This is a genomic window from Kitasatospora sp. NPDC059973, assembly GCF_042737525.1.
In the GTDB taxonomy this organism is placed as follows: Bacteria; Actinomycetota; Actinomycetes; order Streptomycetales; family Streptomycetaceae; genus Kitasatospora.
This window is the reverse complement of the sequence record NZ_JBHWUI010000007.1, coordinates 18,849-36,574: the sequence shown is the minus strand read 5'-3', so window position 1 is coordinate 36,574 and position 17,726 is coordinate 18,849. Positions and strand designations below refer to the sequence as shown.

Below are 17,726 nucleotides of genomic sequence, written 5' to 3'. Positions count from 1 at the left end.
CGGGGCGCGGCCTACTTGACGGGGGAGTAGACCCGCTCGATCTGCTGGGTGCCGGACCGGGTGCGGTAGGAGCGCGTCCACTTGGTGGTGGCGTCCTTGCGGGTGCGGTCGGAGAGGACGTAGTAGTCCATCTGGGTCTGGCTCGGGGTGATGTCCAGGACGCCGTAGCCGTGCGAGTCCAGGTCGACCCACTTGACGTGCGGGTTGGCCGACTTGATCGCCGCGGCCGCCACCAGCGAGAGGGTCTGCGGGGCGACCTTGAGGACGTCGTCGATGTTGTCCGAGGTCACCGAGGTCACCACGAACTCGGTGGCCGCGCTGCCCGAGAGCGGGTAGGTGGCGGCCTCGTTGGGGACGTCCGACGCCCAGGCGGAGTGGATGTCACCGGTCAGGAAGACGGTGTTGGTGATGCCGTTCGTCTTGAGGTGGCCGAGCAGCTCGCGGCGGTCGTGGGTGTAGCCGTCCCACTGGTCGGTGTTGACCGCGAGGCCCTCGCCCGGCAGGCCGAGCAGCTTGGCCAGCGGGCGCAGCAGGTAGTCCGGCAGCGAGAAGAAGGCGACCGGGGAGATCATCACCTCGTTGCCGATCAGCCGCCAGGTGGTGTCGGAGGCGGTGAGCCCGGCCTTCAGCCAGTCCATCTGGGCGCGACCGGTGATGCTGCGGTCGGCCGAGTCGACGTCGCCGTTGCCGACCTTGACCTGCTCCGAGCGGAACGAGCGCTGGTCCATCAGGTGGAAGTCGGCGAGCTTGCCGTAGCGCAGGCGGCGGTAGGTGGTGCCGGCGATCGACGGGCGGACCGGCATCCACTCGAAGTAGGCCTGCTTGGCGGCGGCCATCCGGTCGGCCCAGTTGCCCTCGGTGCCGGGGGTGTGGTTCTCGGCGCCGCCGGACCAGGCGTCGTTGGCGAACTCGTGGTCGTCCCAGATCGCGATGGTCGGGACCTGCGCGTGCAGCCCCTGGAGGTCCTCGTCGGTCTTGTAGCGGCCGTGCCTGGTCCGGTAGTCGGCGAGGGTGAGGATCTCGTGGGCGGGGGCGTGCGGGCGCACGACCGAGCCGCGGGCGCAGAACTCGCCGGTCTTGTACTCGTAGATGTAGTCGCCGAGGAAGAGGAAGGCGTCCAGGTCGCCGCGGGCGGCGAGGTGGCGGTAGGCGGAGAAGTAGCCGGCCTCCCAGTTGGCGCAGGACGCGACGCCCAGGCGCAGACGCGAGAGGGCGGCGTCGGCGGCCGGGGTGGTGTGGGTGCGGCCGACCGGGGAGACGGCGGCGCCGGCGGTGAAGCGGTACCAGTAGAGGGTGTCCGGGGTCAGGCCGCGGACGTCGGCCTTGACGGTGTGGTCGGAGGCGGCGGTGGCGGTCACCGTGCCGCTCGCCGCGATCCGGGTGAAGCCCTTGTCGGTGGCGAGCTCCCAGCGGACCTCGGTGGCCGGGCCCGTGGCGGAGCCGGGAACGGCGTCGGGGGTCGGGGTGACCCGGGTCCAGAGCAGGATGCCGTCGGGGAGCGGGTCGCCGGAGGCGACGCCGTGCAGGAACTGCGGGGCGGTCGCGGCCGAGGCCGCGGAGCCGAGGGCGAGCGGCAGGGCGGCGGCGCCCGCCACGATCGCGGTGGCCTTCAGCACCTGGCGGCGGTGCGGGCGGGCAGCGGTCATGTCATCGACAAGGTCAGTCACGGCGGACAGGCTACCGGTCGGTAACGCGCCACTCCATAGGACGGACTGACTGTTCGTCGCCGCTTCACCGACGCGTGGCCTCCGCCACCGCCGCGCGGGCGCGAGGCCACCCGGTGGCCATGAGCGATGATGGGGGGAGTCTCCGCCCGCCCTGCAAGGAAGTCCGACCGTGGCCCAGATCCTGCTCCTCCACTCCGTCTACGGACTGCGCCCCGCGGTCCACGCCGCCGCCGACCGGCTGCGCGCCGCCGGGCACACCGTGCACACCCCGGACCTGTTCGACGGGAAGACCTTCGACGACGTCGAGGAGGGCATGGCGTACAAGGAGGAGCTCGGCAGTGACGAGCTGCTGCGCCGGGCCGTCGGCGCCGCCGCCCCGCTGCTGGGGTCGGGAGCCGCGCTCGTCTACGCCGGCCTCTCGCTCGGCGGCTCGCTCGCCCAGAACCTCGCGCTGGCCGACGAGAAGGCGCTCGGCCTGCTCCTGCTGCACGGCACCTCGGACATCCGGGAGGACGCGGCGACCTCGATCCCCGTCCAGCTGCACGTGGCCGAGCCGGACCCGTTCGAGTCCGAGGACTGGCTGAACGCCTGGTACCTGCAGCTGCGCCGGGCCGGCGCCGACGTCGAGGTCCACCGCTACCGGGGCGCCGGTCACGTCTACACCGACCCCGAGCTGCCCGACTACGACGCCGAGGCGGCCGAGCGGACCTGGGCGGTGGCCCTGGACTTCCTCGCCGAGCTGGACGACCAGGCGGCCTGAGACGCGCCCCGTGCACAGGAAGTCGGCCCGGCCGACTTCCTGTGCACGGCTGTTCCGGCCCGGCCCCACTCTGTTCGGCGCCTCGATGCCCCGGTCAGGCGTGGGGGCCGGTGGTGACCTGGCCGATGGTCACGGTGGGGGTGGCCTCCAGGATCTCGCCGATTCGGGTGGCCTGGGCGTCGAGGTCGTGGCGGTGCCGGCGGGTGAGTCCGGTCAGGGGCTCGACGGTGATGTCGACGCGGCGGCCGGTGCGGCGTTGGTGCCAGACACCGGCGACCGTGCCGTCGATCAGCAGGACCGGGTCGTTGCCGGCCTGGCCGCGGTTCAGGGCGCGGGTGGCGGCCGGGCCGGGGAACAGCAGGTCGCGGGGGTGGCAGCCCACGGTGTAGGCGTCGAAGTAGGGGAGCAGGCGCGGGCCGGTCGGCTCGGCGGGCGGGAAGTCGGTGTCGTCGGCGGGCAGCCACGCGGTGCCGCCTTCGAGCCGGACGGGCACCAGGTCGTCGGTGAAGAGCCGCTCGGCCCAGCGGGTGGGGGCGGCCAGCCAGTGGGCGAAGTGCTCCGGGGTGGCCGGGCCGTAGGCGTGCGGGTAGCGGCGGAGCAGCCAGTCCAGGGCGGTCCGCGGCTCGGCCGGAGTGAAGGCGGGGAGCAGCCGGTGCGGGTTGGTGTAGGTGACCTGGCGGCCGCGGTCCGGGCCGAAGCAGAGCGCGCCGCGGACCGCCGCCAATGGCAGGGCCTGGCGCCAGCGCGGCAGACCGCCCCGGCGACGGCGGCCGGTCCGCCCGGCAGCGGAGCGGTCAGTCCATGCCGGGCGAGACGGCGGGCGCTGACCTGCGGCCAGGTGAGGTTCATGTCGGTCTCCGCATCGCATGTCCGGGAAGGCCGACGCTAGCGGGGACGTAGGTCGGAAACCGTCCTCGACGGGGGCTGGGGGAGGATGGCGGGGTGACACAGCGGAGATACGAGTACGCCCCGGCGGCGACGCTGCCGGGGCTGTTGCAGCGGGGCCGGGGGCTCGGGGCGCGGATGGCCGAGGAGGACCCGGCGGCGGCCGCCGAGCTGGTGTACGGGTGCGTGCGGTGGGACTGGCGGTGGGAGTCCGTCGATCAGCGGGCGCTCTATCTGGCGCGGCTGGTCAGGGACCTCGCGCTGCCGGTCGGGCCGGTGGTCGAGCTGCTGGCGGGGGACGAGGACACCTGTGAGCGGGCCGGCGCGGTGCTGGTGCTGCTGGCGCTCGACGGTTCGGCGCAGGCCCGGGAGGCGCTGCGGGCGCATGTGGGGGTGGGGCGGCACTGGGCGCGGGTGCTGGAGGCGATGGCGGACCGGTGGCCGGTGCAGTGGTGGGAGGACCTGGCGGAGACGGCCGGGGAACGGGCGCGACGGGATCCGGCGGACCGGTGGGGCGAGCCGTGGACGCGTTGGGGGTGGGTCAGGCCGGGGCCGGTGCACGGGCCCCCGGAGGCGAAGCCGTTGGCGAGGACGGGGAACGCGGAGCTGCTGGAGCTGCTGGCGGATCCGGCCGAGTCGCAGGAGCGCCGGACCGCCGCGCTGGACGTGCTCGACGACCGGGGGCCGGAGCCCGGGGTGCTTCCGCTGGTGCCGTCGCTGGGGACGGCGGACGGCAGGTACGTGCTGTGGCCACTGATCGGGGTGCTGGAGAAGCTCGGCGCCCGGGCGGTGCCCGCCGCGCGGGAGTGGGCCGCGGTCACGGAGCCGGACTGGCTGCGGGCGCGGGGGCAGTGGGTACTGGCCGAGTACGGGGCGGTCGAGGACGTCCCGGTGCTGGTGGCGGAGCTGGAACGGCACTGGGTGCGGCGGCACTGGTGCGGGCCGAGGAGGCAGGCCAAGGCGCTCGCCCGGTTCGGGCCGGCGGAGGCCGGGGACGCCGTCTCGCTGCTGCGCCGGTTCTGGCTGTGGACGCCGCACTCGTACGAGCGGGCCGCCTACCTGGAGGCGCTGGCCGCGATCGGCCCGGCCGGGCTGGGCGCGGTGTACACCGAGTCGCTCCGGGACTGCGAGGCGGCGGCGCGGCTGCTGGCCGTCGGGCAGGCGCCGGACGGGCCGGAGGTGCGGGAGCGGCTGGCCTACCTGCGGGACGACCCGATGGAGGAGGCGGAGGTCAGGGCCGCCGCCGGGGAGCGGCTGGCGGCCCTGACCGGGTAGCCCTACAGGCCGGGGATGCGGCCGTTGCGGTAGAGGTCGACGAAGAGCTGGTGGTCCTGGCGGGCCTGCGCCCCGTAGGCGTGCGCGAAGTCGACCAGCATCGCCGTGAAGCCGGCCTCGTCGCGGGTGATGGCGGCGTCGATGGCGTGCTCGGTGGAGAACGGCACCAGGGTGTGGCCGCTGGAGGACTCGTCGGCGGCCGCGTGCATGGTGGCGGTGGCGCGGCCGAGGTACTCGGTGACGGCGAGCAGGTCGGACAGCTCGTTGAGGTCGGTCCAGTCGAGGTCGGTGGTGTAGGGGGAGACCTCGGCGACCAGCTGGCCGCGCCCGCGCAGGGTGGTGTGGCCGAGCCACGGGTCGCTGTGCGCCTGGAGGGCGCGCTGGGAGATGACCGTGCGGTGGCCCTCGTGCTCGAAGTACCCGGCGATCGCCGGGTCGGTGACGTGCCGCGACACGGCCGGGGTCTGGCCCTGCTTCATGTAGATGACGACGTCGTTCTCCAGCGCGTCGGTGTGCCCCTCCAGCAGCAGGTTGTAGGAGGGCAGGCCGGCGCTGCCGATGCCGATGCCGCGGCGGCCGACGACGTCCTTGACCTTCAGCGACTCCGGCCGGGTGCGGGAGGCGGGCGGCAGGGTGGCGACGTACGCCTCGAAGGCGGCGAGCACCTCGGCGCGGGTCGCTTCGTCCAGCTCGATCGCGCCGCCGCCGAGGCGGAAGCGGCGCTCGTAGCCCTCGACGACGGTGTCGCCGTCGAGCAGCGCGACCCGGGTCTGCAGCCGGGCCCGGCGCAGGGTGTCCAGGATCGGGCCGGTGGCGGTGTCCAGGGTGAAGGGGTCGGCGTCGCCGGAGGAGACGTGGGCGGCGATCTGGGCCCGGTAGGCGGTGGCGAAGGCGGTGACCAGCTGGGTGATCGTGGTGTCGGACAGTGCCTTGGCGTAGCCGATCAGGGCCAGCGAGGCGGCGAGGCGCTGGACGTCCCAGGTGAAGGCGCCGACGTAGGCCTCGTCGAAGTCGTTGACGTTGAAGACCAGCCGGCCCTCGGCGTTCAGGTAGGTGCCGAAGTTCTCGGCGTGCAGGTCCCCGTGGATCCAGACCCGGCTGGTGCGCTCGTCCAGGAAGGTGGCGCCGTACCCGGCGAACGGGCCGTCGGCGAGGTCGGCGTAGTAGAGCCCGGCGGTGCCGCGGTAGAAGGCGAACGCCGAGGCGGCCATCTTCCGGAACTTCACCCGGAACGCCGCCGGGTCCTTGGCGAGCAGGTCGCCGAAGGCCGTGTCGAAGACGCTCAGGACGGTCTCGGCGCGGTGGTCGGCGATGGGCTGCGGGTGGGACATGGAGGGGTCCTTTGCGGCGTGGTGGGCGGCCGGGCACTTCTGGGGCCGGAGGCTAGAGTAGGACCGTGAACGTGTGAGAGCTGGTCCGGGCCCCGATGGCGGCTCGGACCACAGCTGTTTCCAGGCACCTCCGTGACCTGTGCGTTCGCCGGCCAGCCAGACAGCACCAGCCTCCGGAGGCCCCGCCTTGAGCGACCAGCCGTACGCGCACCTGCACGTCCACACCGAGTACTCGATGCTGGACGGTGCCGCCCGGCTGAAGCAGCTCTTCAAGGAGGTCGAGCGGCTGGGCCAGACCCATGTCGCGATGACCGACCACGGCAACATGTACGGCGCGGCGGAGTTCCACAAGCAGGCCACCGCCGCCGGGATCACGCCGGTGATCGGCATCGAGGCGTACGTCGCGCCCGAGTCGCGCACCAACACCAAGCGCGTCCTCTGGGGCCAGCCGCACCAGAAGCGGGACGACGTCTCGGCGTCCGGGGCCTACACCCACAAGACCATCTGGGCCCGCGACAAGCAGGGCCTGCACAACCTCTTCAAGCTGACCTCGCGCTCCTACGCCGAGGGCTGGCTGGTGAAGTGGCCCCGGATGGACAAGGAGATCATCGCCGAGCACGCGGCCGGCCTGATGGCCACCACCGGCTGCCCCTCCGGCGAGGTGCAGACCAGGCTGCGGCTCGGCCAGTTCGACGAGGCGCTCCGGTCCGCCGCCGACTACCGGGAGATCTTCGGCCGGGAGAACTACTTCCTGGAGCTGATGGACCACGGCCTGGACATCGAGAAGCGGGTCCGCGACGGGCTGCTGGAGATCGGCCGGAAGCTGGACATCCCGCCGGTGGTCACCAACGACTCGCACTACACCACCGAGTCCGACGCCGCCGCGCACGACCTGCTGCTCTGCGTCCAGACCGGCAAGAACCTCTCGGACCCGGACCGCTTCCGCTTCGACGGCACCGGCTACTACATCAAGTCGGCCGCCGAGATGTACGCGCTGGACTCCTCGGACGCCTGGCAGGAGGGCTGCCGCAACAGCCAGCTGCTGGTCGCCTCGCGGGTCGACACCGAGGGCATGTTCGAGTTCAAGAACCTGATGCCGCGCTTCCCGATCCCGGCGGGCTTCGCGTCGGAGGCGGACTTCTTCAAGGCCCAGGTCTGGCAGGGCATGGACCGGCGCTTCCCGGGCGGGTACGACGAGGAGCACAAGAAGCTCGCCGAGTACGAGATGGACACCATCATCCAGATGGGGTTCCCGGCGTACTTCCTGGTGGTCGCCGACTTCATCATGTGGGCCAAGGAGCAGGGCATCGCGGTGGGGCCGGGCCGCGGCTCGGCGGCCGGCTCGCTGGTCGCCTACGCGATGGGCATCACCGACCTCGACCCGATCCCGCACGGCCTGATCTTCGAGCGCTTCCTCAACCCCGAGCGCGTCTCCATGCCCGACGTCGACATCGACTTCGACGAGCGCCGGCGCGGTGACGTGATCCGGTACGTGACGGACAAGTGGGGCTCCGACAAGGTCGCCATGATCGTCACGTACGGCACCATCAAGGCGAAGGCCGCCATCAAGGACTCCTCGCGCGTCCTCGGCTACCCGTACGCGATGGGCGACCGGATCACCAAGGCGATGCCGCCGGACGTCATGGGCAAGGGCATCCCGCTCTCGGGCATCACCGACCCCTCGCACCCGCGCTACGGCGAGGCCGGCGAGATCCGCGGGCTGTACGAGAACGACCCGGACGTCCGCAAGGTGATCGACACCGCGCGCGGCATCGAGGGCCTGATCCGCCAGCCCGGGGTGCACGCGGCCGGCGTCATCATGTCCGCCGAGCCGCTCACCGACCACATCCCGGTCTGGACCCGGCACACCGACGGCGTCACCATCACGCAGTTCGACTACCCCACCTGCGAGGGCCTCGGCCTTCTCAAGATGGACTTCCTCGGCCTGCGCAACCTGACGATCATGGACGATGCCGTCAAGGCGATCGAGCGGAACAAGGGCGTCAGGATCAACCTGCTCGACCTGCCCCTGGACGACAAGCCCGCCTACGAGCTGCTGGCCCGCGGCGACACGCTCGGCGTCTTCCAGCTCGACGGCGGGCCGATGCGCTCGCTGCTGCGCCTGATGAAGCCCGACAACTTCGAGGACATCTCCGCCGTCCTCGCGCTGTACCGACCGGGCCCGATGGGCGTCAACTCGCACACCAACTACGCGCTGCGCAAGAACGGCCAGCAGGAGATCACCCCGATCCACCCGGAGCTGGAGAAGCCCCTGGAGGAGATCCTCAAGCCGACGTACGGCCTGATCGTCTACCAGGAGCAGGTGCAGAAGGCCGCCCAGATCCTGGCCGGCTACTCGCTCGGCCAGGCCGACCTGCTGCGCCGCGCGATGGGCAAGAAGAAGAAGGAGATCCTGGAGGCCGAGTTCGTCCCGTTCCAGCGGGGCTGCCGCGAGCGCGGATACTCGGACGCGGCGATCCAGGCGGTGTGGGACGTCCTCGTCCCCTTCTCCGGCTACGCCTTCAACAAGGCGCACACCGCCGGGTACGGGCTGGTCTCGTACTGGACGGCGTACCTCAAGGCCAACTACCCGGCCGAGTACATGTCCGGGCTGCTGACCTCGGTGAAGGACGACAAGGACAAGTCGGCGGTCTACCTCAACGAGTGCCGGAAGATGGGCATCCAGGTGCTCCCGCCGGACGTCAACGAGTCCGACTCCGACTTCACCCCGCACGGGGACACCCTCGTCCGGTTCGGCCTCACCGCCATCCGCAACGTCGGCGGGCCGGTGGTGGAGTCGATGATCCGCACCCGGAAGGCGAAGGGGAAGTTCACCTCCTTCCCCGACTTCCTGGAGAAGGTGGAGTCGGTGGTCTGCAACAAGCGGACCGTCGAATCGCTCATCAAGGCGGGCGCGTTCGACTCGCTCGGGCACACCCGCAAGGGGCTGACCGCGGAGTTCGAGCCGATGATCGACAACGTGGTCGGGGTCAAGCGCAAGGAGGCGGAGGGCCAGTTCGACCTGTTCGGAGGCGACGCGGTCGCCGACGAGCCGAGCTTCGGGCTGGACGTGGTCTTCTCCGAGGAGGAGTGGGACAAGGCCTTCCTGCTCACCCAGGAGCGGGAGATGCTCGGCCTCTACGTCTCCTCGCATCCGCTGCACGGCATCGAGCACCTCCTCGCCGACAGGGCGGACTGCGCGGTGGCCGACCTCGCGGAGCGGCCGGACGGCTCGATCGTCACCATCGGCGGCATCATCTCGGGCCTCCAGCGGAAGATGACCAAGCAGGGCAACGCCTGGGCGATCGCCACCGTCGAGGACCTGGCGGGCTCGATCGACTGCATGTTCTTCCCCGCCAGCTACCAGCTGGTCTCCTCGCAACTCGTCGAGGACTCCGTGGTGTTCGTCCGCGGCAAGCTGGACAAGCGGGAGGACGTGCCGCGGCTGATGGGCATGGAGCTGTCGGTGCCGGACCTGTCGAACGTCGCCGCCCAGCTGCCGATCACCCTCACCATCGCGGAGAGCCGGCTCAACCCGCAGGTGGTGACCCGGCTCGGCGAGGTACTGGCCCACCACAAGGGGACCACCGAGGTGCACGTCCACCTCCGGCGCGGCGGCACCACCACGGTGCTGCGGCTGGACCGGCACCGGGTGAAGTCCGACCCGGCGCTGTTCGGGGACCTCAAGCAGCTGCTCGGGCCGAGCTGCCTGGCGAACTGAGACCGGCCCCGGGAGACGCCCCGGGGCGGGCTCAGAGCACCGCGCCGCCGAGGGCGGGCGGGACGGCGGTGTGCAGGGCCGAGACGAAGGCCGAGATCGCCGGGTGCGAGCCCGCGCCCGCCCGGAAGGCGGCGCGGGTCCGGCGGTACATCGGCAGGCGGGTCAGCACTACCCCGGGCGGGGTCCGCTCCGTGCCCAGCTGCGGGACCAGCGCCACCCCCTGACCGGCCGCCACCAGGGCCAGCACCGTCGCGAAGTCGTCGATCTGGTGCCGGATCCGGGGGGCGAAGCCGGCGCTCTCGCAGGCCCGGACGGCCATGCTGTGGCAGAGCGTGCCGCGCGGCGCCATGATCCAGGGCGCGGCGCGCTGCTCGGCGACGGTGCCGGCCGCCCGGGCCGCCAGGTACATCGGCTCGGTGAACACCGGGCGGGTCACCGCGAGGCCGGGCTCCGGGTCGGTCGGCACCAGGTCGTACTCGTGCACCAGCGCGACGTCCAGCTCGCCCGCGCGCAGCGCCGCCGCCACGTCCGCCGGGTCCACCTCCGCCACCATCGGTTCCAGCCCCGGGTGCCAGCCGGACAGCTCGGCGAGCACCGCCGGGATCACCGCCCGGGCCGCCGAAGGATAGGTGCCGATCCGCAGGGGACCGGCCAGCCCCTCCCTGGCGTGGGCGAGTTCGGCGCCGGCCTGTTCCAGCCGTGCCAGCACCGCCTCGGCGTGCCGGACCAGGCCCAGCCCGGCCGGGGTCAGCGCGACCCGCCGCCCGGTGCGCTCCAGCAGCGGGACACCGGCCTCCTTCTCCAGGACGGACAGCTGCTGGGAGACCGCCGAAGGGCTGAACGAGAGCGACTCGGCGACGGCGGCGATGGTGCCGAGGTGGGCGAGTTCGCGCAGCAGGCGCAGGCGTCGGACATCGAGCATCGGCCCAGCTTACGAGAAGCGTCAGAAATGTGAACTGGACCTGAGTGATGACCGGGCCGCAGGATCGTGGGCATGGAACACACGGTTCTCAAGGGCATCTACGTCCCGCTGGTCACCCCGTTCGCCGAGGACGGCTCGGTGGCGCTGGACGCGCTGGAGAAGCTGGCCGGTTCGCTGCTGGACGACGGCGCGGCCGGGCTGGTCGCGCTCGGCACCACCGGCGAACCGGCCACGCTGGACGCGGCCGAGCGGCGCGCGGTGGTCGACGTCTGCGCGGCCGTCTGCGCCGACCGCGGCGCCCAGCTGGTGGTCGGCGCGGGCGGGGCCGACACCCGGGCCGCCGCCGAGGAGCTGGCCGGGCTGGGCGCGCGGGTGCCGGGGGCGGCCGCCGCGCTGGTCACCGTCCCGGCCTTCGTCCGCCCGGGCGAGGCCGGGACGGTCGCGCACTTCCGGGCGCTGGCCGCGGCGAGCGCGGTGCCGCTGGTCGTCTACCACATCCCGTACCGGACCGGGCAGCGGCTGTCGGCCGGCGCGCTGCTCGAACTCGCCGCGATCGACGGCGTGGTCGGCGTCAAGTACGCGACCGGCGGGCTGGACCAGGCGGCCGTCGAGCTGCTCGCGCAGGCCCCGGACGGGTTCGCGGTGCTGTCCGGCGAGGACGCCTTCCTCGCGCCGGTGCTGGCGCTCGGCGGCGCCGGCGGCATCCCGGCCTCGGCCCACCTGGCCACCGCCCGGTTCGTCGAGCTGACCGACGCCTGGGAGCGCGGGGACGTACCGCGGGCACGGGCCCTGGGGCACCGGCTGACCGCGCTGGCGACGGCCGCCTTCGCCGCGCCCAACCCCGCCGTGGTCAAGGGCGTGCTGCACGCGCAGGGCCGGATCCCCACCCCGGACGTCCGGCTGCCGCTGCTGCCGGCGGGGGCGGACGAGGTGGCGGTGGCGCTCGCACTCGCCACCGGTCTGGACCACTAGTCCGGCCCGGGCCGATCCGGCCGGATCGGCGCCCGGCGGGACCGGCCGGACCGGGGCCGGGCTCTCACACCGTGGAATACCAGGTCGCCCCGCCCGGGTCACAAGGCATGATGGGCGGAGGGCGGCTGTGACCAGCACCATCAAGAGGAGTAGTCGGAATGAAGATCGGCATTGTCGGGGCCACCGGCCAGGTCGGCGGCGTGGTCCGCGAGATCCTGGCGGAGCGCGCAGGACTTCCCGGAGGTGTGGGTCCGGTGGAGCAGCTGCGGCTGTTCGCCTCGGCCCGTTCGGCCGGGCGCACGCTGCCCTGGCAGGGCACCGACATCACCGTCGAGGACGCGGCCACGGCCGACTACACCGGCCTGGACATCGTGATCTTCTCGGCGGGCGGCTCCACCTCCAGGGAACTCGCCCCCAAGGCGGCCGCGGCCGGCGCCGTCGTGATCGACAACTCCTCGGCCTGGCGCCGTGACCCCGACGTCCCGCTGGTCGTCTCCGAGGTCAACCCCGACGCCATCGCGAACCGCCCCAAGGGCATCATCGCCAACCCGAACTGCACCACCATGGCGGCCATGCCGGTGCTGCGCCCGCTGCACGACGAGGCCGGCCTCGCCGCGCTGGTCGTCTCCACCTACCAGGCCGTCTCGGGCAGCGGCGTGGCCGGGGTGGCCGAGCTCCAGGACCAGGCCGCCAAGGTCGTCGACGGCGCCTCGGCGCTCGCCCACGACGGCTCCGCGGTCGAGTTCCCCGAGCCCAAGGTCTACAAGCGCCCGATCGCCTTCAACGTGCTGCCGCTGGCCGGCTCCATCGTCGAGGACGGCTCCAACGAGACCGACGAGGAGCAGAAGCTCCGCCACGAGAGCCGCAAGATCCTCGGCATCCCCGGGCTGAAGGTGGCCGGCACCTGCGTGCGCGTCCCGGTCTTCTCCGGCCACTCGCTGCAGATCAACGCCCGATTCGAGCGCCCGATCAGCCCCGAGCGCGCCGTCGAGCTGCTCGCCGCCGCCCCCGGCGTCGAGCTGAGCGAGATCCCCACCCCGCTCCAGGCCGCGGGCAAGGACCCGAGCTTCGTCGGCCGCATCCGCGTCGACGAGACGGTGGAGAACGGGCTGTCGCTGTTCGTCTCCAACGACAACCTGCGCAAGGGCGCCGCGCTCAACGCCGTCCAGCTGGCCGAACTCGTCGCCGCCGAGCTCAAGGGCTGAGCACGCGGTCGCACCCGGCGGGCCCCGTCCTCGCTGGGGGCCCGCCGCGCGTTCCCGGCCCTCGCCCGCGCCCCGGCCGCACCGCCGCCGGATGTTGCCGGACCGCGACATCCGCCGAGATTCGGCGGGCGAACCAGGGGTAAAGGTGACCCAACGATCGGGCGGCCACGGGCACCCTCACCCCACGGGCCCGAGCGCCGGGCCGACCGCGCCCACCCGGCAGCGCCGCACACCGGCGCCGCCGGATCCCCGAGGGCGAGCGAAAAGAGGTGCGCGATGGACCGCTGTGTCGTCCTGGTGGACGCCGGTTACCTGCTGGGCGCCGCCGCCAGCCTGCTCGCCGGCGACCCGAGCCGTTCCCGGGTCAGTGTCGACCACACCGCGCTCATCACCGCGCTGCGCGAGCGCGCCGAGGCCGAGACCGGGCTGCCGCTGCTGCGGATCTACTGGTTCGACGCCGCCCCCGACCGCCGCCCGATGCCCGAGCACCGCCGGCTCCGGGTCCTGCCGCGGGTCACCGTCCGGCTGGGCGCCCTGACCAGGGCGGAGGGCCGCTGGGTGCAGAAGGGCGTGGACGCCGCGATGCACGCCGAGCTCTCCGAGCTCGCCCGCAACCGGGCCTGCGCGGACGTCGTGCTGATCACCGGCGACGGGGACCTGCTGCCCGGCATGATGTCCGCCAAGGAGCACGGCGTGGTCGTGCACCTCTGGGCGCTGCAGGCCGCCGACGGCGACTTCAACCAGTCCGAGGACCTGGTCGGCGAGGCGGACGAGCGGCGGGTGCTCGACCGGGAGTGGATCGAGGGCTCGTTCACCCTGCGCGACACCGCCACCGCCTTCCCCGCCCCCGGGCCGCGCCACGAGATCGCCAAGATCCTGGCCGCCCCGCCCGCCGCCGTCGCGTCCGCGGCCCGGCCCGCCGCCGTTCCCGCGGCCGAGCAGGTGCCGGTGGCGAACGGGCGCGCCACCGGGACGGCCACCGCGCTGAAGGTCGTGCCGACGCCCAAGGACCTCGCCGGGCGCACCCCCCAGCTGCCGGCGGCGGCGCACCCCACCGGCCCGGTGCTGCGCTGGTCGTCGGACCGGGGCTGGGTCGAGCGGCCCGCCGCCGAACAGGCCGTCACCGCCGGGGACGGCCTGCCCACGCTGGCCCAGCTGACCACCGCCGAGCAGCGCTGGGCCGACCGCGAGGAGGACATCACCACCATCGGCGGGGACGCCCATGAGGTCGGCCAGGTGTTCGCCCGCCGCTGGACGGAGCGGCTCGGCGACGTCGAACGGCTCACCGTGCTCTGGCCCGACTACCCGCGCATCCCGCACCGGGTCGACGGCGAGCTGCTCCGCTACGCGGCCCGGTTCGGGCTGCTCGCGCACAAGGACGACCAGATCGACGAGCACGACCGGTACGCCATCCGGGCGGGATTCTGGAAGGAGCTCGCCGGCCGGGTGCCGGGCGGGGACCTCGTCGTCGACGACTGACCCGCCCCGCCGCCCCGGGCGGCCAGGCCCCCTTGTCCGGCCGACCGCGTCCACCGCGTAGAGTCTTCGCTCGTGAGCGAGGGCAAGGAGCGGAGCGTCGACAGGGACGCGATCCGTGGTGCGACCGCTCGGTGGAGCGAGGCGGGCGGATGAGCGAGACGGCCGGGCGGGCACCCGGGGAGGCCTCGCCGTGCTGTGCCGTACGCGACCTGGTCAAGACCTACCGCGCCGGACGCGGCGCCGGGGCCGCCGGTGAGATCCGGGCCAACGACGGCATCAGCCTGACCGTCCGGCAGGGCGAGATCTTCGGGCTGCTGGGGCCGAACGGAGCCGGCAAGTCCACGCTGGTCCGCCAGCTCACCGGCCTGCTGCGGCCCGACTCGGGCTCCATCGAGCTGCTCGGCCACGACGTCGTCCGCCACCCCGAGCGGGCCGCCCGCCTGCTGGGCTACCTCGGCCAGGAGTCCAGCGCGCTGGACGAGCTGACCGTCGCGCTCGCCGCCGAGACCACCGGCCGGCTGCGCGGCCTCAGCCGGGCCCGGGCCCGGGCCGAGGCCGCCGACGTGCTGACCGAACTCGCCCTGGAACCGCTCGCCCACCGGCCGCTCGCCAAGCTCTCCGGCGGCCAGCGCCGCCTCGCCTGCTTCGCCGCCGCGCTGGTGGGGGAGCGGCCGCTGCTGGTGCTGGACGAGCCGACCACCGGCATGGACCCGGTCGCCCGCCGCGCGGTCTGGAGCGCCGTCGACCGCCGGCGCGCCGAACGGCGGACCACCGTGCTGCTGGTCACCCACAACGTCATCGAGGCCGAGACCGTGCTGGACCGCGTCGCGGTCGTGGACGAGGGCCGGGTGATCGCCTGCGACACCCCCGGCGGACTCAAGGCCCTGGTGGACGGTGACGTCCGGCTGGACCTGGTCTGGCGGGACGAGGCACCGATGGCGGTGCCCGCCGTCGCCGCGCTCGCCGAGCGGGCCGAGCGCACCGGCCGGCGCTGGACCGTGCGCACCAGCCCCGAGCGGGCCCGCGAGCTGGTCGCCGCCGTCACCACCGGCCCGGCCTTCGCCGCGCTGGACGACTTCACCCTGGCCACCCCGAGCCTTGAGGACGCCTACCTCAAGCTGGGCGGCCGCCATGGAGGACTGGCCAAGTGACGCTGCTCTCGGTGCCGCCGCAGACCGCCGGGGCCCTGGCCGGCGGGCCCGCCCCGCTGGCCCCCGCCGCCCGGCTGCTGCCCGCGCTGGCCGCCGTCTACCGGGCGCAGCTGGCCCGGGCCAAGGTGGCCCGCATCCCGCTGCTGTTCGTGGCGACCTTCCAGTCGCTCGGCATCCTGGTGATGATGCGGGGCGTCGTCGACCCTGGGCAGACCTCGGCCGCGCGGTCGGTAGTGGCCGGCTCCAGCGTGCTGGTGGTGGCCTTCGTCGCGCTCAACCTGCTGGCCCAGTACTTCGGCCGGCTGCGGGCCACCGGCGGCCTCGACCACTACGCGACGCTGCCCGTCCCGGCGGCCTCGGTGGTCCTCGGCGCGGCCGCCGCGTACGCCTCCTTCACGCTCCCGGGCACCGTGGTGACGGCCGTCGCCGGGGCCTGGATGTTCGGGCTGCCGATGGGGCAGCTCTGGGTGCTGCTCGCGGTGGTGCCGCTGGCCGGGGCGGCGCTCTCCGGGCTGGGCGCGGCCTGCGGGCTGCTGGCGCCCAAGCAGGAGATCGCCACCATGCTGGGGCAGCTCGGCATGTCGGCGGCGCTGCTGCTGGGCGTGCTCCCGGTGGACAACCTGCCGCAGCCGGTGCTCTGGCTGCGCGAGCTACTGCCCTCCACGTACGGCGTGGAGGCGTTCGCCCGGACCTTCGCGGCCGACCCGGACTGGGCGGCGGTGGCGGGCGACCTGGCGGTCTGCGCCGGGGTCGGCGTGGCGTCGCTCGCGGTGGCCACCTGGGCGTACCGGCGGGCCACCACCCGCTAGGGCCTGCCCGATGATCCGCCGTACCGGCGGGCGGCGGGAGGTGTCGGGCGAGCCCCGGGCAACCGTGCGGCGGTCCCGCCGCGCGAGGCCGGGCGGGCTCCGGGCGCGGGCCGGTACGGGTGGCGGGTCCGTTCGGGCGGCGGTCGTGAAACGATGGGGCCCGTGACCGTACCGAACACACCTCCGGACCCCCTGCGTGCCGCCGCGGGCACCGACGCGGACGCCACCGCCCCTGGTCCGGCCGCCGGCCGGGACCCGTACGGGCCGCCGCCCGTGGACCAGGCCGTCCTGCGGGCCGCGGACCGGCGGGCGCCGCTGGAGCGGCTGCTGCCCGAGCTGAAGGTCGGTGCGGTCACGGTGCTGGCCTGTCTGGCGCTGGGTCTGCTGATGGCGGTGCTCTGGGCCTGGCTGGCGCCGAAGGTGCCGCTGGTGGTCGACGGCAACAAGATCCTCTACGGCGACCCGGAGGGCGAGCAGCGGGCCGGGGCGGACAGCGTCTTCGTGCTGATCGGGCTGGGCATGGGCATCGTGACCGCGCTCGGCGCCTTCCTGTTCACCCGGCGGCGCGGCGGCGGGATCGCGGTGGCGACCGGCCTCGCGGTCGGCGGCCTGCTGGCCTCGGTGGGCGCCTGGGGCCTGGGCCGGCGGCTCGGCCCGGCGAGCGACCTCGTCGCCGAGGCGCGGCGGGTCGGCAACGGCGGCCACTTCGACGCGGACATCGACCTCGGGGCCTACGGCGCGCTGCTGGCCTGGCCGATGGCCGCGATGGTGGTGCTGCTGGCGCTCTCGGCCGCCTTCGGCAAGCGCGAGGAGGACCCGCCGCCGTACTGGGCGGGCCCGTACGACCCGCAGCGGCCGGTGGCCGGGCCGTCCGGCGCGGCCGGTCCGCTGCCCGGCGGGCCGTTCCACCCGGGCCCGGCGGGGGAGCACCCGGGCGACCGCCCGCCGCAGGACCAGCCGTCGCAGGACCAGCCGCCGCAGGGCCGCACGCCGTGACGGCACACCGGGCGGGGGCGGCCTTCGCCGGACCCGCCCGGTGCGCCCCGGCGGTCAGCGGCCGATCGGGGCGGTCAGCGCGCCGGTGACGCCGACCAGGTCGGCCGGGGCCAGCTCGACCTCCAGCCCGCGCCGGCCGGCCGAGACGTACACCGTGGCGTGGGCGAGCGCGCTGTCGTCCACCACGGTGCGCAGCGGGCGGCGCTGACCGAGCGGGGAGATCCCGCCGAGGACGTAGCCGCTGCTGCGCTCGGCGGCCGCCGGGTCCGCCATCGCGGCCCGCTTGCCGCCGACGGCGGTGGCGAGCGCCTTGAGGTCCAGCCGGCCCGCGACCGGGACGACGCCCACCGTGAGCACCCCGTCGACATCGGCGACCAGGGTCTTGAAGACCCGCTCGGGCGGTACGCCGAGCACCTCGGCGGCCTCGCCGCCGTAGGAGGCGGCGGCCGGATCGTGCGGGTAGGAGTGCACGGTGAACGCCACCGCGGCGTTCTCCAGGGCGACGGTGGCGGGCGTTCCCCCGCCGCCCTTCTTCGGCTTCCTGGCCATCGGG

General features: G+C 73.9%; 14 protein-coding genes. 9 read left to right on the top strand and 5 right to left on the bottom strand.

Features of this window, described 5'->3' with window-relative positions; all coding sequences use genetic code 11:
* Positions 1 to 11: 11 nt before the first annotated feature.
* Complete coding sequence (locus ACFWA9_RS03525; protein WP_380382808.1) at positions 12 to 1,646, bottom strand: alkaline phosphatase D family protein; 1,635 nt, start codon at positions 1,644 to 1,646, stop codon at positions 12 to 14.
* A gap of 190 nt (positions 1,647 to 1,836) precedes the next feature.
* Between ACFWA9_RS03525 and ACFWA9_RS03520 the strand changes: the two genes are divergently transcribed.
* The gene (locus ACFWA9_RS03520) at positions 1,837 to 2,427 is read left to right on the top strand and encodes a dienelactone hydrolase family protein (RefSeq protein ID WP_352287149.1); all 591 of its coding nucleotides are present in this window, start codon (positions 1,837 to 1,839) and stop codon (positions 2,425 to 2,427) included.
* Positions 2,428 to 2,521: 94 nt separating this feature from the next.
* Here the strand turns inward: ACFWA9_RS03520 and ACFWA9_RS03515 are convergent, their stop codons facing one another.
* Positions 2,522 to 3,295: a DNA glycosylase AlkZ-like family protein gene (locus tag ACFWA9_RS03515; RefSeq protein WP_380382752.1), complete on the bottom strand. Its 774-nt coding sequence runs from the start codon at positions 3,293 to 3,295 to the stop codon at positions 2,522 to 2,524.
* Positions 3,296 to 3,369: 74 nt separating this feature from the next.
* Between ACFWA9_RS03515 and ACFWA9_RS03510 the strand changes: the two genes are divergently transcribed.
* Complete coding sequence (locus tag ACFWA9_RS03510) at positions 3,370 to 4,587, top strand: hypothetical protein (protein WP_380382750.1); 1,218 nt, start codon at positions 3,370 to 3,372, stop codon at positions 4,585 to 4,587.
* Between the two features lie 2 nt (positions 4,588 to 4,589).
* On the opposite strand, the gene ACFWA9_RS03505 is transcribed toward ACFWA9_RS03510, so the two are convergent.
* Positions 4,590 to 5,918: a DUF2252 domain-containing protein gene (locus ACFWA9_RS03505; protein WP_352287155.1), complete on the bottom strand. Its 1,329-nt coding sequence runs from the start codon at positions 5,916 to 5,918 to the stop codon at positions 4,590 to 4,592.
* Between the two features lie 187 nt (positions 5,919 to 6,105).
* Here ACFWA9_RS03505 and dnaE point away from each other — a divergent pair, with 187 nt between their 5' ends.
* The gene (gene dnaE, locus ACFWA9_RS03500) at positions 6,106 to 9,639 is read left to right on the top strand and encodes a DNA polymerase III subunit alpha (RefSeq protein WP_380382748.1); all 3,534 of its coding nucleotides are present in this window, start codon (positions 6,106 to 6,108) and stop codon (positions 9,637 to 9,639) included.
* A 31-nt stretch (positions 9,640 to 9,670) separates the two neighbouring features.
* Here the strand turns inward: dnaE and ACFWA9_RS03495 are convergent, their stop codons facing one another.
* On the bottom strand, positions 9,671 to 10,561 hold the full coding sequence (locus ACFWA9_RS03495) for a LysR substrate-binding domain-containing protein (protein ID WP_352287160.1): 891 nt from the start codon (positions 10,559 to 10,561) through the stop codon (positions 9,671 to 9,673).
* A gap of 72 nt (positions 10,562 to 10,633) precedes the next feature.
* On the opposite strand from ACFWA9_RS03495, the gene ACFWA9_RS03490 reads away from it, so the two are divergent.
* The 6 genes from ACFWA9_RS03490 to ACFWA9_RS03465 all read left to right on the top strand — a co-directional run bounded on the left by ACFWA9_RS03490 (position 10,634) and on the right by ACFWA9_RS03465 (position 17,173).
* Positions 10,634 to 11,533 carry a dihydrodipicolinate synthase family protein gene (locus ACFWA9_RS03490; protein ID WP_380382746.1) on the top strand — a complete coding sequence of 300 codons (900 nt, stop codon included), beginning with the start codon at positions 10,634 to 10,636 and terminating at the stop codon, positions 11,531 to 11,533.
* A 158-nt stretch (positions 11,534 to 11,691) separates the two neighbouring features.
* Positions 11,692 to 12,738, top strand: coding sequence for an aspartate-semialdehyde dehydrogenase (locus tag ACFWA9_RS03485; protein ID WP_329487236.1), 1,047 nt, complete (start codon positions 11,692 to 11,694; stop codon positions 12,736 to 12,738).
* A 276-nt stretch (positions 12,739 to 13,014) separates the two neighbouring features.
* The gene (locus tag ACFWA9_RS03480; RefSeq protein WP_380382744.1) at positions 13,015 to 14,217 is read left to right on the top strand and encodes an NYN domain-containing protein; all 1,203 of its coding nucleotides are present in this window, start codon (positions 13,015 to 13,017) and stop codon (positions 14,215 to 14,217) included.
* 149 nt (positions 14,218 to 14,366) lie between these two features.
* Complete coding sequence (locus ACFWA9_RS03475) at positions 14,367 to 15,368, top strand: ABC transporter ATP-binding protein (RefSeq protein WP_380382742.1); 1,002 nt, start codon at positions 14,367 to 14,369, stop codon at positions 15,366 to 15,368.
* A complete protein-coding gene (locus ACFWA9_RS03470; protein ID WP_352287170.1) occupies positions 15,365 to 16,177 on the top strand; it encodes an ABC transporter permease in 813 nt (270 codons plus the stop codon). Before ACFWA9_RS03475 ends, ACFWA9_RS03470 begins: the two co-directional genes overlap by 4 nt.
* 162 nt (positions 16,178 to 16,339) lie before the next feature.
* Positions 16,340 to 17,173: a hypothetical protein gene (locus ACFWA9_RS03465; protein ID WP_380382740.1), complete on the top strand. Its 834-nt coding sequence runs from the start codon at positions 16,340 to 16,342 to the stop codon at positions 17,171 to 17,173.
* 54 nt (positions 17,174 to 17,227) lie between these two features.
* Here ACFWA9_RS03465 and ybaK read toward each other — a convergent pair whose 3' ends face one another.
* A complete protein-coding gene (gene ybaK, locus ACFWA9_RS03460) occupies positions 17,228 to 17,722 on the bottom strand; it encodes a Cys-tRNA(Pro) deacylase (RefSeq protein ID WP_352287176.1) in 495 nt (164 codons plus the stop codon).
* Positions 17,723 to 17,726 lie beyond the last annotated feature (4 nt).